Raw genomic sequence first — 17,062 nt, 5'->3', positions numbered from 1 at the left:
TTTTACCCTGAAGAGTCTGTTCGAGCTGCCCAGTATTGAGGAGCAGGCAGGCCTGATTGAGGCGCAAAAGGCGGCGATCACAGAGGCTACTGAAATAGCCGCGCCGCGACAGCCTGCCATTCATCCGCTCGATCATGACGACCCCGTTGAATTGTCTTACGCACAAAACCGCCTATGGATTCTATCGGAGCTGGAAAACGCCAGTTCCGCCTACAATTCTCCATTGGCCATTGCCATCGACGGCGCACTGGAGGCTGCGTCGCTGGAGCGGGCGATTCACTTGCTGATCGAACGCCATGCCGTGCTGCGCACAGTGATACGCCAGGGTGACTCCGGACCGCTGCAGGTAACCCAGCCAGCACCCGGGTTCCGCCTGGCACGCAGGGATGTGAGTGATCTTGCCGAGTCCGAACAGGACCGCGCCATTGCGGCACTCGCCCAGGAGAACGCGGCGACGCCGTTCGATCTCACTCAGGACCTGATGCTGCGAGGCTGCCTGGTGCGACGCGCAGCCGAACGCCATGTGCTGATGCTGACCCTGCATCACATCGCCTGCGATGGCTGGTCGATGGCGGTACTGACCCGCGAGCTGAACGCCCTGTATGCGATAGCCATTGGCGGTGGACACGATACCCGTGCCGCCTTGCCAATCCAGTATCGTGACTATGCCCACTGGCAGCGCCAGTGGATTCAGGGAGCGGCCCTGGATGAGGCGCGCGACTACTGGTTGCGGCGCCTGCAGGGGCTGCCGCAGGTACACCAACTGCCACTGGACCGGCCGCGTCCGGCACAACCCAGCTATCGCGGTGCGGTGTACCGGCAGGTGTTGCCGGCGTCGTTGACGCAGGCATTGCAGGCGTTGTCACAACGCCAGCGCACGACCTTGTTCATGACCGTGCAGAGCGCGTTCGCAGTGCTGCTGAGCCGGTTCAGCGGCGAGGGCGACATCGTTATCGGCACCGCGATCGCCAACCGCGAACAGGCCGAGCTGGCCGAACTGATCGGCCTGTTTGCCAACACCCTCGTGCTGCGTACTCAAGTCACAGCGGAACAGGATTTCACTGACCTGCTGGAATGCTCACGCCAGCAGTTGCTGGCTGACTTCGCACATCAACACATGCCGTTCGAACTGTTGGTGGAAGCACTGAACCCGGCGCGACAGCTCAGCCACAATCCGCTCTTCCAGATCATGCTGCTGTGGCAGAACAACGAGCGCGCGTCGCTGGATCTGGGCGAGGCGTTGCGTTTCGCCGATTACCCGCTGGAACGCCCGGTAAGTAAGTTCGACCTGACTCTGACCATTCAGGAAGCACCCGACGGCGGGCTATCGCTGTCGTGGCGTTACGCCAGCGATTTGCTTGACGAGATCAGCGTGCGGGCCTGGGCGCGAAGCTTCGCCTGCCTGCTGGAAGGCATCGCCGCCGACTCGGCACAACGCGTGGGGCAGCTGCCGGTGATAACGCCGGCAGACCGGCGCAGCCTGCTCGGCTGGCATCGCCAGGATGCGCGCAATACTGCGACGGCCCTCAGCCTACATTCCCGCTTCGAGCAGCAAGTGGGACGGACACCGGATGCCATCGCCCTGGTTGATGGCGAACGATCGTGGACATATTCGGACCTGAACACCCGGGCCAATGCCGTGGCCCGCCACCTGCGCCAACAGGGCGTAAGCCCAGGTGGCGTGGTCGGCGTGTGCGCCGAGCGTCATGCCGACCTGGTCGCGGCCCTGCTGGGCACCCTCAAGGCTGGTGCAGCCTATCTGCCACTGGACCCGGCGTATCCAACCGAACGGCTGCGATACATGCTGGCCGATAGCGGCGCGCGCTGGCTGGTGGGTGACCGCGCCTGTCTCGACCTGGCGAGTTGGGCTGATGTGGAGGTGGGCTGCCTGCCTCTGGACACCATCGACGTCGTGAACAGCGATGCATGGAATGCCGAGGACACAGCCACAGCCGATGACCTGGCTTATGTGATCTATACATCCGGTTCCACCGGCCAGCCCAAGGGAGTGATGATCGGCCATGCCGCGGCCGTTCACCTGCTAGACAGCGCGCACACGACGCTGTCCACGGCTGCAGAGACAACCTACCGTTGGCTGGCGGTGACGCCGGTGTCGTTCGATATTTCGGTACTGGAGCTGTTCCTGCCATTGTCACAAGGCGGCACCGTGGTGCTGGCCGATCGCGCAACGACACAGGACGGCAACGCACTGGCGGCATTGATCGCCGAATGGGAAGTCAATGTCCTGCAGGCCACACCGGTGACCTGGAAACTGTTGCGCGAAGCGGGACTGCAAAAGCAGGCCGGATTAAAGGTACTGGTAGGCGGCGAGTTTGTACCCGAGTCGCTGGGCCAATGGCTCGCGGGTATAGGGGCGGGCGCATGGAACTGCTACGGCCCCACCGAGGCGACAGTGTGGACGCATATGAAGGCGTTTGCTCTCGACGGTCGGCAAGTCGCCCCAGTATCAGAGCTGGGCGGGCGTTTGCGCCATGTCGATCAACAGGTCGTGGGACCGGATGGAGAGCCGGTGCCGATCGGTGCTGTCGGCGAACTGTGGTTGGGCGGCGCGGCACTGGCACACGGTTACTGGCAGCGGGACGCACTGACTGCCGAGAAGTTTATCGAGCGCGATCTGCTGGACGGCATGCGGCGTTGGTACCGCACCGGCGACCGGGTCCAGCTGCGCCACGATGGCGAGCTGCGCTATCTGGGGCGGATCGACCAGCAGATCAAGCTGCGAGGCCACCGGATCGAACTGGGCGAGATCGAACAGTGCTTGCACGGCCTGGCCGAGATTGCAGATGCGGTCGTCAACGTACACCAGCCTGTCGAAGAGCAGGAGCCGCAGTTGGTGGCCTATGCGGTACTACAGCCGGGCGCGTCGGTGTCAACCGAAGCCACCTGGCGCAGCCACCTGGCTGCGCAGCTACCGGAATATATGCACCCGGTCAGCCTGACTGTGCTGGAGGCTTTGCCACTGACCGCCAACGGCAAGATTGATCGCAATGCGCTACCGGAGCCGCAACGAGCCGCGGCTGCGGCATACGAGGCACCAGCCAACGAGACCGAGGAGTTACTCGCCCGGTTGTGGGCAGAGTTGCTGGGACTGGAGACGGTCAGCGTCACCGCCAATTTTTTCCAGCTCGGCGGTCACTCGCTGCTGGCCACACGTATGATCAATCGCTTGGCTGAACAGGGTATCGCGCTTGAACTGAAACAGGTCTTCCTGCATCCCACGATCAGGAACCTGGCCCCGCAACTGGGGCAGGGCAGCAGTCTGGAGGCTGTACCTCCCCTGCCGTCACCTGCGCCGAATACCGGTCGTCAGGGTATCGTTCGTACACTGGCTTCATTCGCGCAGACACGTTTATGGTTCCTCGAACAATTACGTCCAGTCCCCGGCGCGTACCACATTAATACCCTCCTGAAGCTGGATGAAGCCTTGGACCTGTCCGCATTTAACGGCGCGATCTCCCAGCTTGTCCAGCGACATTCCGCCCTGCGCACGCGCTTCGAATACAACGACGATACGCTATACCAAGTCGTGCGTCCGGCGCTCGCACCCATGGTTGCAGTGCTGGACCTGAGTTCATTGCCTAAGTCCGAGCGCACGCAGCGATTACAGGCACTTTGTGACGAACAGAAGTACAGGTCAATTGATCTGACGCGTGACACCCCGCTACAGATTTCGGTGATCAAGGCCGACAGCACGCAGTGGTATATATTCCTGACCTTTCACCACATCGTCAGCGACGGTTGGTCCGTCGATCTCTTCGTTCGCGAACTCCGATATCTTTATGACAGCCACCAACAAGGTATCGAGGCCGGGCTGGCCGAGCCGGGGAGCAGTTACCAGGATTTCAGCGATTGGCAGCGCAGTTGGCTGCAAGGCGAGACATTGCAACAACTGCTCGACTATTGGACACAGCGTCTGGAAGGTGCTCCCCCCGAGCATAGCCTGCCACTGGATCGGCCGCGTCCGGCCTTGCCGACCTTTCGTGGTGCCATCCACCGCGAGGTCATGGATGCGCGTACCACAGCGCAATTCAAATCCTTCCTGGGCTCACAGGATGCGTCGCTGTTCGTGGGGCTGAGGGCACTGTTCTGCGCCTTGCTGGCACGCTACAGCGGCGATAAGGACATCGTTATCGGTACCACCGTGGCCAACCGTCCGCATCGAGCCCTGGAGGAGGTGGTCGGCTTTTTCGCCAACACTCTGGTGATGCGCCAGCGCATGCATGATGGGCAGGATCTGCACAGCCTGCTGCGCGATGCACGCGATACCTTCCTGGCTGATCACGAACACCAACATTTGCCATTCGAGTTGCTGGTCGATTCACTCAAGCCCGAACGCAAGGTGGCGGTAAATCCGCTGTTCCAGATCATGCTGGTGTTGCAGAACTTCGAATCGCGCTCCGCAACCGATACTCAGGTAGAGCGTTTCGTCGCGCAGGACCAGGATCGTGGTTCAAGCCAATTCGACCTGACTCTCGCAGTGCGTGAGGATGCCGGCACACTGGTCTTCGCCTGGCGCTACGCCACCGATTTATTCGATGCCGAGCGCATCGCCGAACTTGCGGGTGCATTGGTGCGACTGATCGAGCAGGCACTCGCTGCGCCCGCAGTCGACGTGCACTCGTTGCCCATCCTGAGCGAGACGGAAATAGCTCGCCAGATGCTCGACTACAACAGTACCGAATGCGAGTTCGAAGACGGCAAGCGGCCAGTTCATGAATTGGTGGAAGGGTGGGCGCAGCGGACGCCCGACGCCACCGCGGTGATCGCCGATGATACCCGGCTAAGTTACGGTGAACTGAACTGCCGGGCCGATGCCGTCGCGGCAAGACTGCGAGCCACCGGTGTAGGGTCAGGTGAACGCGTGGGCCTGTTAATGTCGCCGTCACTGGAGTCGGCAATCGGGATGCTGGCAATTCTCAAGGCCGGGGGCGCTTACGTGCCTCTGGATCCGTCTCATCCGCCAGCCCGTCTGCAGCATATGGTCGCCGAGGCGGGTATCGTTCATCTGCTCGTGCACCGTGGCAGCGGACAGATGGCATCGAGGTGGCGGAAAGTATCGACAATGGACGTGATCGAGATCGATGCGGGCGCAGCCTTTGAGGCCGTACCGCCGCTCCCGGCCGCGCCGCCAGCCGTTGAGGACGCGCCGGCATATGTGATCTACACCTCTGGGTCGACCGGCCGTCCCAAGGGCGTGCTGCTGCATCATCGCGGTCTGGTCAACCACGTACTGTCGCAGCGCGAGCTGTTCGCTGTACGTCCCGATAGCCGAGTCCTGCAGTACGCGTCGATGAATTTCGACGTCGCAACCTGCGAAACCTTCCTTGCGTTGTGTACTGGCGCGGAACTGCATATCGTCGGCGATGCATTGAAAACGCAGCCGCTGGCGCTGGCGCGTTACATTGAGGCTCAGGGCATTACCCATCTGATGCTCATTCCCTCAGTACTGGCACTACTACCGCCCGAACAGTTACGTGATGTGCAATCGATCATCGTCGGCGGAGAGACTATCCGGCCCGAGCAGGCCACTGCCTGGTCGCTCGATCATCGACTGTTCAACGCCTATGGGCCATCCGAGGCTACCATCTGCGCCGTCGCCGAAGAGTACGTGGGGCAGGGCGTTGCGATCGGCCATCCCATCGACAACATGGCCTGCTACTTGCTTGACACTAACGGCCGTCTGGTGCCCCAGGGCGTGACGGGCGAACTGTACCTCGGTGGCGTGGGCCTGGCACTGGGCTACTTGAATCAACCCACGCTGACCGCCGAGCGCTTTGTCGAGCACTATTTCGAGAATGGCATGAAGCGGCGGCTATACCGCACTGGCGATCTGGTGCGTCGTCGCGCGGACGGAAGGATCGAGTTCCTGGGACGTATCGACGACCAGATCAAGGTGCGCGGCTATCGCATCGAGACCGATGAGATCACCGCATGTATCGGCAACTCGACCGGTGTGCGGGAGGCAGTGGTACGTGCGCTGCCACTGGGCGGCGAGGAGAAATCCCTGGTCGCCTATGTCGTTCCAGAGCAGAGCCTGGATGAAGCGGCATGGACTCGATTCGTCGTGGATCTGCGCACTTCGCTGTCGTCAGTCCTGCCTGCCTACATGCTCCCGTCCGCTTTTGTACAACTGGCGTACCTCCCAACGCTGGAGAATGGCAAGATCGATCGCAACGCGTTACCGGAACCGCGAGGTCTGATCGAACCTGGGGCGCCATCAGAAGCACCGCAAACCGCCACCGAAGTGCTCCTGTGCCAGGCACTCGCGCAGATCCTGGATCTTACGGAAGTTGACGTGGCTGGCAATTTCTTCCAGCTCGGTGGCAACTCCATCCTGGCGATGAAGCTTTTGACCCGGATTGAAACGGCGTTCGAGGTCGCGCTGCCGCTGTCGCAACTGTTCGAGGCCAGGACGATCCGGCAACTCGCCGTCCATATCGATGCACAACGCGGGCTCAGCCCACAACAGGTGCGCCCCCTTCTTGAACCGGTCCCCGAGTCGGAGAGCGGTGTCCCGTTGTCGTATCAACAGCTGCGTATCTGGTTTCTGTCCGAGATGGAATCCAGCCAGGGGGCATATCACGCCAGTTGGAGCCTGGCCATCGACGGCGCACTGGAGGCTGCGTCGCTGGAGCGGGCGATTCACTTGCTGATCGAACGCCATGCCGTGCTGCGCACAGTGATACGCCAGGGTGACTCCGGACCGCTGCAGGTAACCCAGCCAGCACCCGGGTTCCGCCTGGCACGCAGGGATGTGAGTGATCTTGCCGAGTCCGAACAGGACCGCGCCATTGCGGCACTCGCCCAGGAGAACGCGGCGACGCCGTTCGATCTCACTCAGGACCTGATGCTGCGAGGCTGCCTGGTGCGACGCGCAGCCGAACGCCATGTGCTGATGCTGACCCTGCATCACATCGCCTGCGATGGCTGGTCGATGGCGGTACTGACCCGCGAGCTGAACGCCCTGTATGCGATAGCCATTGGCGGTGGACACGATACCCGTGCCGCCTTGCCAATCCAGTATCGTGACTATGCCCACTGGCAGCGCCAGTGGATTCAGGGAGCGGCCCTGGATGAGGCGCGCGACTACTGGTTGCGGCGCCTGCAGGGGCTGCCGCAGGTACACCAACTGCCACTGGACCGGCCGCGTCCGGCACAACCCAGCTATCGCGGTGCGGTGTACCGGCAGGTGTTGCCGGCGTCGTTGACGCAGGCATTGCAGGCGTTGTCACAACGCCAGCGCACGACCTTGTTCATGACCGTGCAGAGCGCGTTCGCAGTGCTGCTGAGCCGGTTCAGCGGCGAGGGCGACATCGTTATCGGCACCGCGATCGCCAACCGCGAACAGGCCGAGCTGGCCGAACTGATCGGCCTGTTTGCCAACACCCTCGTGCTGCGTACTCAAGTCACAGCGGAACAGGATTTCACTGACCTGCTGGAATGCTCACGCCAGCAGTTGCTGGCTGACTTCGCACATCAACACATGCCGTTCGAACTGTTGGTGGAAGCACTGAACCCGGCGCGACAGCTCAGCCACAATCCGCTCTTCCAGATCATGCTGCTGTGGCAGAACAACGAGCGCGCGTCGCTGGATCTGGGCGAGGCGTTGCGTTTCGCCGATTACCCGCTGGAACGCCCGGTAAGTAAGTTCGACCTGACTCTGACCATTCAGGAAGCACCCGACGGCGGGCTATCGCTGTCGTGGCGTTACGCCAGCGATTTGCTTGACGAGATCAGCGTGCGGGCCTGGGCGCGAAGCTTCGCCTGCCTGCTGGAAGGCATCGCCGCCGACTCGGCACAACGCGTGGGGCAGCTGCCGGTGATAACGCCGGCAGACCGGCGCAGCCTGCTCGGCTGGCATCGCCAGGATGCGCGCAATACTGCGACGGCCCTCAGCCTACATTCCCGCTTCGAGCAGCAAGTGGGACGGACACCGGATGCCATCGCCCTGGTTGATGGCGAACGATCGTGGACATATTCGGACCTGAACACCCGGGCCAATGCCGTGGCCCGCCACCTGCGCCAACAGGGCGTAAGCCCAGGTGGCGTGGTCGGCGTGTGCGCCGAGCGTCATGCCGACCTGGTCGCGGCCCTGCTGGGCACCCTCAAGGCTGGTGCAGCCTATCTGCCACTGGACCCGGCGTATCCAACCGAACGGCTGCGATACATGCTGGCCGATAGCGGCGCGCGCTGGCTGGTGGGTGACCGCGCCTGTCTCGACCTGGCGAGTTGGGCTGATGTGGAGGTGGGCTGCCTGCCTCTGGACACCATCGACGTCGTGAACAGCGATGCATGGAATGCCGAGGACACAGCCACAGCCGATGACCTGGCTTATGTGATCTATACATCCGGTTCCACCGGCCAGCCCAAGGGAGTGATGATCGGCCATGCCGCGGCCGTTCACCTGCTAGACAGCGCGCACACGACGCTGTCCACGGCTGCAGAGACAACCTACCGTTGGCTGGCGGTGACGCCGGTGTCGTTCGATATTTCGGTACTGGAGCTGTTCCTGCCATTGTCACAAGGCGGCACCGTGGTGCTGGCCGATCGCGCAACGACACAGGACGGCAACGCACTGGCGGCATTGATCGCCGAATGGGAAGTCAATGTCCTGCAGGCCACACCGGTGACCTGGAAACTGTTGCGCGAAGCGGGACTGCAAAAGCAGGCCGGATTAAAGGTACTGGTAGGCGGCGAGTTTGTACCCGAGTCGCTGGGCCAATGGCTCGCGGGTATAGGGGCGGGCGCATGGAACTGCTACGGCCCCACCGAGGCGACAGTGTGGACGCATATGAAGGCGTTTGCTCTCGACGGTCGGCAAGTCGCCCCAGTATCAGAGCTGGGCGGGCGTTTGCGCCATGTCGATCAACAGGTCGTGGGACCGGATGGAGAGCCGGTGCCGATCGGTGCTGTCGGCGAACTGTGGTTGGGCGGCGCGGCACTGGCACACGGTTACTGGCAGCGGGACGCACTGACTGCCGAGAAGTTTATCGAGCGCGATCTGCTGGACGGCATGCGGCGTTGGTACCGCACCGGCGACCGGGTCCAGCTGCGCCACGATGGCGAGCTGCGCTATCTGGGGCGGATCGACCAGCAGATCAAGCTGCGAGGCCACCGGATCGAACTGGGCGAGATCGAACAGTGCTTGCACGGCCTGGCCGAGATTGCAGATGCGGTCGTCAACGTACACCAGCCTGTCGAAGAGCAGGAGCCGCAGTTGGTGGCCTATGCGGTACTACAGCCGGGCGCGTCGGTGTCAACCGAAGCCACCTGGCGCAGCCACCTGGCTGCGCAGCTACCGGAATATATGCACCCGGTCAGCCTGACTGTGCTGGAGGCTTTGCCACTGACCGCCAACGGCAAGATTGATCGCAATGCGCTACCGGAGCCGCAACGAGCCGCGGCTGCGGCATACGAGGCACCAGCCAACGAGACCGAGGAGTTACTCGCCCGGTTGTGGGCAGAGTTGCTGGGACTGGAGACGGTCAGCGTCACCGCCAATTTTTTCCAGCTCGGCGGTCACTCGTTGCTGGCCACACGTATGGTTGCTGAGCTTACCGATTCAATGCAGCTGAATGTGCCAATCCGTGCGGTGTTCGAGCGGCCGACAATCCGCCGTCTCGCAGAGTGGATTGATGTGGGACGCATACTGGCGGAAAGGGATCAGTCGCAGACGCATGCCGTCAGTGACGAGATGGTGATCTAGTGGGCCGCTTGTAAAGTTCGGTGACAAAGGAGCACAGCCAAATCGTTCAGATCAAGGCGAGAAAGCGCTGGAATAGCAGCGTTATTTCAAGCTTTCTCAACGCAGAGCTGGACGATTTGGCGAAGCGAACTGTTACCTAACTTTGCGAGCGGCCCACTAGTCGAACCCGGCATTGGGTAGGGTTTAGCGTATAACGGAGCCGGGCCGATTCACCCGGCCATAAGCTGGTCATTTTAAGGAAAGGGTGGGGACTGAAATGAAGTTGGGATTTTCCGAGGAGTTCGTCGGCAAGGTCATTGCCGAAATTACACCGTTCCAGCACCTGTCGGGGACAGAACATGTTGCACCGCTGCTGTACTCGTTGATCCGCATGCTCAAGCCGCAGACCGTAGTCGAGTTCGGTAGCGGTTACACGACGCCATACATCCTACAGGCACTGAAGGACAATGAGGCCGATTTCAAGCTTAACCAGAAGTTGTTGAAAGGACGGGTAAAAAAGCATTTCGCCAACCTTTCCAATCCGGCACGTGCCGCGATGCTGCCCGACGACTGGCTGCTGGACGCCACCACACAAGAAGTTTACGGACAGGAGCCAGTGGTACCGATTCCCTCATTCTATACAAGGAGTCATCAGCCCCGGCTGTTCACCTTTGAGGTACTACCCAGCGACGATGCCTATGTACGGAAACTGTCGCATCTGGTTACCGACTTGAAACTGGACAATTACTTCACGCTGACCGCTGGCTGCCGTGTCACCGACTACGTAAAGCTGGTACCACAAGAGCGCCTGCCTATCGACTTCGCCTGGAACGACTTCGGCAACAAGAAGCGCTTCTACGACGAAACCTATGCCCATATCCGTGGCGACGGCGGCATCATGGCTTTCCACAACACCACCAGCAGCGAAAAGGATCACAAGGAAGATCTGGATCGGGTGTTCGATGCGCTGCGCCCACAGTTGCAGTCACGCCAGGCCGAATTGCTCACTTTCCTGGAACCGCATAAGTTCACCCAGCGCAGCCTGACAGTCGTGCGCAAGCTAACCGAATTCAAGGAGGAATTTTTCCACGATATGACGGAAGAATACGACCGCAGTCTGCTTAAGTTGTCGCGCAGCCGTAGCGACATCCTTGCCTGATACCAGAGGACGTGGAACCGATGAACGCTGTCGAGCTTTATAAACTGTGCAAGGAATGCGGCCTGCATTTGTCCGTCGAACGCGCGGATCTTCGCCTTTCGGCCACCCGGGGGGTTATCCCCGAACGTATCAAGGCCATGGTACGCACTCATAAACAGGCACTGATCGCCCTGCTGACCGAACACCAGGCACCTTCGCAGTCATCCCTGCCAAACACACAGGGCGAACCGGTACTGTCATACGCACAGCAGAGGCTGTGGTTCCAGCACCTGTACGACCGGCAAAGCGCTGTCTATAACGTACCGTTGGTATTGGAGAGCCGGACGAAGCTAGATGTCGTCGCCCTGAGGGCAAGCTTGCGTTCTCTGATAGAACGACATGAACCGCTGCGTACAGCGATCCGCAATGACAATGATGAAGGTGTGGCCGCACCCTACCTGCTTGATGCGCAGAACTTCCAGATTGTCGACCACGGTGAGGCCGGCGACGGCGACGCACTTGCCGAGCAGTTGACGGCGGCACAGACCGGGAAAGCCTTCGACCTGGCTGTCGATTTCATGATCCGCGCTGATCTGATGCATCGCAATGGTCGGGGATCGCTTCTGTTCCTGACCATGCACCACATCGCCGTTGACGGGTGGTCGCTGGAGTTAATCGTCGATGAACTCAATGACGCCTACGACGCTTTCTCTCGAGGCGATACACCTGCGGTCGAACCATTGCCACACCGCTTCAGTGACTATGCCGTGTGGCAGCAGTCACAGTTGCACGAAGAATCCATTGACGGCCATATCGGCCACTGGAAACGGCGTCTGGCCGGCATCCCGGAGCTGCACCGGTTCCCTGTGGATAAGCCCCGTCCGGCGACACCGAGTCATCGCGGCGACCGTCATCGGTTTGCGCTGGATGCCGCGACCAGCGGGGCACTGCGCGCTTTGGCAACAGATCACGGCTGCACCATATTCAGCGCGATCCAGGCCGTATTTGCCGTATTCGTGGCACGCTACAGCGACAGTGCCGACGTACTGTTCGGCACACCGGTTGCCAATCGAGCACTATCCGGAACCGCAGGAATCGTCGGTTATCTGGCCAATGTCGTGCCACTGCGAACCCGGATCGCTCCCGGCGCCTCCTTCCAGGATGTGCTCAAACAGACCAGCACCGACTTCGTGGCCGACCTGCCGCATCACAGTGTACCCATGGAGATGCTCATAGACGCGCTGCAACTCCCTCGCCGCGTCAGCCACAATCCCCTGCTGCAGATGATGCTGGTGTTCGAGGAAAGTGGCCAGGAAGGTACAAAGGGAGATACGCGATCGACGCTCGTCCGTTCGGCCCAGTGTCGTATCGAAACTGGCAGCAAGTTTGACCTGAGCCTGATTGCACGTTCTTCCAGTGACGGACTCGTGTTCGCCTGGGAGTACGCATCCGATTTGTTCGACTCCGCGACGATGCCGCGTCTGGCGGCGAATTTTGTCCAGTTATTGCGCAGTATCGTCGCCATGCCGCAGTGTCCAGTCGCCGAACTCCAACTGCTCTGCGATGAAGAGAGGGCATTGCTGTCCCGGATTGGCAGCGGACCTTCCCGCGCCGTCGAAGATATCGCTGTGCACAGGCTTTTCGAGCGGCAAGTGCGGGCGAAGCCAGAAGCCACGGCGCTGGTGTGTGCCGACATAACCCTGAGTTATCGTGCCCTGGATGAGCAAGCCAACGCACTGGCCCACACGCTGGTAAAGCGCGGCGTAGGCCGTAACGATATCGTTGGTATCTGCCTGCATCATCCACGTGCATTCCCGGTGGCTGCACTGGCGACGATGAAAGCCGGTGCTGCATACCTGCCGATGGATCCCGGTTATCCCGCCTTGCGCATCGAGCATATCGTGCGTGATAGCGGTGCCCGAATCTGGTTGAGTGATGGTGAGAGCGCCGCCCTGGCCGACCGGGATGTCACTGTCATAGACATCGATACGATACTTGCCTCAAAGGCACAGCGCCCACGACAAGCGCCCAACACCGAGGTGGCGGGCGAAGATCTGGCGTATATGATCTATACGTCCGGCTCGACAGGCCTGCCAAAGGGCACGCTGCTGGAGCATCGCGGTGCCGTCAACCTGGCGTTGGCGCACTCGGCACTATTCGAGCTTGACGACAAGGGGCAGAGTCGCCCGCGCATATTGCAGTTCTCCTCTATCAGCTTCGACGCGGCGACCTGGGAGCTACTGATAGCACTGTGCAACGGTGCCAGCCTGGTGGTGCCCGATCCCGAAGAGAGGCTCGACCCGGCGGCCGTTGCACGCCTGCTGGAACGCCAGCGCGTAACCCATGCGATCCTCCCTCCTGTCTATCTCGCGGCCTTCGAGCGCGACAGCCTGCCAACATTACGTCACCTGATCGTTGGGGGCGCGGCGATCGGCCTGGCTGAAGCCCGGAAGTGGTCGCAAGATCGACGTTTCCACAATGCCTACGGACCGACCGAGACCACCGTGTGTGCCACCATAGGCGAGTATTGCGGTGAGGACCGCGTGCACATGGGTGGTCCGATCGCCAATCACCGTTGCGAAATCCTTGATGCCAATGGCCGACGCGTACCACTAGGCGCGGTCGGCGAGCTCTACCTCAGCGGCATCGGCCTGGCCCGCAGCTACCACAACAACCCAGAACTCACCGGAGAACGCTTCACGCTGCGCAGTGTGGATGGCGGTCCGGTCGAACGCTGGTACCGTAGTGGCGATCTGGTGCGCTGGCTGCCGAACGGGCAAATCGAGTATCAGGGGCGCGTCGACCAACAAGTGAAAATTCGTGGCTTCCGCGTCGAACTTGGCGAAGTCGAAGCGGCCCTGGCCAGCCACCCCGACGTGACCGCTGTCCACGCCAAGGCCTGGCAGGGCGGTGGGCACGACGAATCGCGCCTGGTTGTGTACTTCGTCCTGGGTGATGAAGTACCCACCGCACAAAGCCGCAGCCGTATGCGCGAATTCATGGAACAGCGTGTGCCGGACTACATGGTGCCCGTCGCCTATGTGCCGATGACGGCATTGCCGCTCACTGCACACGGTAAGGTCGATGCCGCTGCCTTGCCGTGTCCCGGAGAGGGCGACTCGGTCCAGCACGAGTACGTTGCACCGCGAACCGATGCCGAGCACCGGGTTTGCGAGGTGCTGGGTGAGTTGCTACCTCAGACGCGCGTCGGGTTAAGGGACAACTTCTATGCGTTGGGCGGCGACTCGATCCTGTCGATTCGCGCGGTAGCCCGGATCAATGCTCACGGGTATCGGATCACCTCGCGACAATTCTTCGAGGCACGCACCGTAGAAGGTATCGCCGCTCTGCTGGAGGCTGACACCAGCGCAGGGGCCGGCTTTGACCAGGCAGCCAGCGACGGTGTACTGGAACTGTTACCAATCCAGCGCCGCTTCCTCGCGTTGCGAGACGGATATGAAGATCGCTTCCTGCAATCCGCTTTGCTGCACGTGCCGAATAGCCTGGATGAGGCTTTTTTCGCTACCTTCCTTCCCGAGTTCTACGCTCGCCACGATCTACTGCGTCTTCGCCTGGGTGAGCTGGACAGCCCACAGCCGAAGGCGTGGTTCCAACCGGTCGATCAGACCGATCCGCTGGCGGCGTTCGCGTTCGAGAACCTGAGCGGACTGGATAAGGATCAACGCCTGCAGCGGATCGAGACGGTCGGCGACGCCTGTAAGTCTGCAATCAGTATTACCCGGGGCCGTTTGTTCTCGATGGTGCTGTTTGACGCCGATCAGCCGGATGACCGACGCCTGCTGATGGTGTTCCACCACTTGATCGTTGACGGCGTGAGCTGGCGCATCGTGCTGGACGACCTGGCATTGGCGCTGGCGCAGTACGAACGTGGCGAGTCTATTCAGTTGTCGGCCAAGGCTACTGGATTTCAGGAATGGAGCCGTCGGTTGGCGGAATGGTGTTCGGCCGAGGGCAAACTGGAAGCGCAGGCCCACTGGCCTGCCACGGCAGCCTGCGAGGGCAATGTGGAAGACGGTGCGGTCGGTACGCTGGCCGACACGCAAAGGGTGACTGCCACACTCGACGTCGCAGAAACATCAGCGTTACTGCAAGACAGTCACAATGCCTATCGCACCCAGATCAACGACCTGCTGCTGGCCGCGTTGGCGATGGCGCTGGTGGATTGGAATGGAGCAGGGCATCACGACGTTCATCTGGAATCTCACGGTCGTGACGACGGTCTGTTTGACGACATCGATCTTGGCCAGTGCCTGGGATGGTTTACTTCGCTGTATCCCGTCCGCCTCGCCGCGCACGGCATCGACGAGGAAGGTCTGCGCGCGACGATTCTACACACCAAACAGGTTCTCAGGCGGGTGCCGCACCTGGGGCTCAGCTATCTGTACGGTGACCGCCTGACAATCCGACCCGCCATTGTCTTCAACTACTTGGGACAATTCGACCAGCAGATGGGGCAGACCAGCCGCTTCACGCGGGCGCCGGAAGCCACCGGGTTCGACGTCGACAGGCGTCGTCACCGCGAATATGGATTGGGCTTCAACGGCCACGTTACTGACGGGCGGCTGAGTTTCCAGATCGATTTCGACGGCCGGCATTTCGGTCGTGGTGACGCGGCGAGGTTGGCGACCGCATTTGAGCGGGCGCTTCGACGCGTGCTGGTTCATTGCCGACAGCAGACACGCAGTTGGGCGTCGCCGCCCGACTTTCCGTTATGTGCTGTCACGCAGGTCGATATCGACCGGTGGCAGAGCGAATTTGGCGATATCGAGAACCTGTATCCTGCCTCGGGAAACCAATTGGGCATGCTTTATCACGCTCAGTTGGAAGGGAGTTCCAGTTACTCGACACAGAATCTTGTGCGATTTCCGTCGGACTTCGATGCGACGGCGTTCAAGCGCGCCTGGGACTGGGTGGTGCGCCGTCACTCGGTGCTGCGCACGGTGTTCGTCGGTCTGGATCGTGAGCAGAGCCTGCAACTGGTACTGCGTGACATCAATCTGGTCTGGCACGAGCAGGACCTGGGTCCGCTCCCCGCGAAGCAGCAACAGGCGGCAATCGACACGTATCTTCGTGATGACATCCAGCGGCCTCTGGATCCCAGGCACGCGCCACTGGCGCGGTTCGCACTGTTTCAGGTGGACGCTGGCCAAACCGTTTTCGTTTGGTCGTGCTCACACGCCATTCTCGACGGTTGGAGCCTGGGCGTGGTGTACCGCGATATGCTGATCGCGTATGAGGCATTGCGCGAGGGACGAAAACCGATCGCACCGGCAGTTGCCGAATACCACAGCTATATCGAATGGGTTCAGCAACATAGCGGAAAGGAAGCACGCGCATTCTGGTCCCGGGAATTGACAGGAACGGCGCCGGCCGAACCTGTCGTCGGGATCGAGACTTCCGCTGCGGCGTCTGCCGGCAAACACTCGCTGCGTCACACCCTGGCGAAAGCCGATCACGCCGCACTCCAGGAGTTCGCCGCACGGCATGGCATCACGGTCAGCACGATAGCGCAGGCGGCCTGGGCCTTTTTGCTGGGACGCTACGGTAACCGCGATTGCGTGACAACGGGCATAACCTTATCCGGCCGCCCGGCGGAACTTCCCGGTGTAGAGGACATTGTCGGGCTGATGGTCAACACCGTACCCGCGGTGGTGCCCCTGGTGCGCGACCAAAGTCTCGTGGACTGGCTGCAGTACTTGCATGAGCGCCAGTGCCAACGCGAGATCTATGGATATCTGCCACTGTCCGAGATCGTGAAGCTGGCGGCGATGGACGAAGGTCAAGCCGTGTTCGATACCGTGTTGGGTTTCCATAGCCAGCCGGTGGAACAAGCGGCCTCGGCCATGCACAAGGCCGGTATCACTGGCGGGGTAGGGCATGAGAATACGCACTATCCACTGGTGCTTGGCGTCTCACCGCACACCAGCCTGCAATTCACATTAACTTACGATACTTCCCGGTTTACCAGGGAGGCGATGCAGCGGCTGTTTATTCATTTGGATAACGTGCTGAAGGCATTGGTATCTCCACAGCACCGTACAGTCGGCGATCTCGATCTGCTACCGAGCGCCGAACGCACCCAGTTGGCCACCCTGGCAGAAGGACCTGCGCCGCAGCACGAATCGCTGTCGGTGCCGGAGCTGATCGCACACCAGGCCGCAGCGCGCGGCGATGCGCCGGCGCTGCTGCTGGAAGAG

The 17,062-nt window shown here is 61.2% G+C and carries 3 protein-coding genes; all 3 read left to right on the top strand.

From position 1 onward, the window contains the following. Positions 1-151 precede the first annotated feature (151 nt). Entirely contained in the window at positions 152-9,727 is a 9,576-nt protein-coding gene (locus MWN76_RS20535) for a non-ribosomal peptide synthetase (RefSeq protein ID WP_250465016.1), read from the top strand. Between the two features lie 256 nt (positions 9,728-9,983). Next, complete coding sequence (locus MWN76_RS20530) at positions 9,984-10,865, top strand: hypothetical protein (protein WP_250465013.1); 882 nt, start codon at positions 9,984-9,986, stop codon at positions 10,863-10,865. Between the two features lie 20 nt (positions 10,866-10,885). Next, the coding region (locus MWN76_RS20525) for a non-ribosomal peptide synthetase (RefSeq protein ID WP_250465011.1) at positions 10,886-17,062 on the top strand (6,177 nt) is incomplete at its 3' end.

It is taken from the genome of Microbulbifer litoralis (assembly GCF_023634065.1).
GTDB lineage: Bacteria > Pseudomonadota > Gammaproteobacteria > Pseudomonadales > Cellvibrionaceae > Microbulbifer > Microbulbifer litoralis.
The sequence above is the reverse complement of the archived record's forward strand: the minus strand, read 5'-3'. Positions and strand labels throughout refer to the sequence as shown.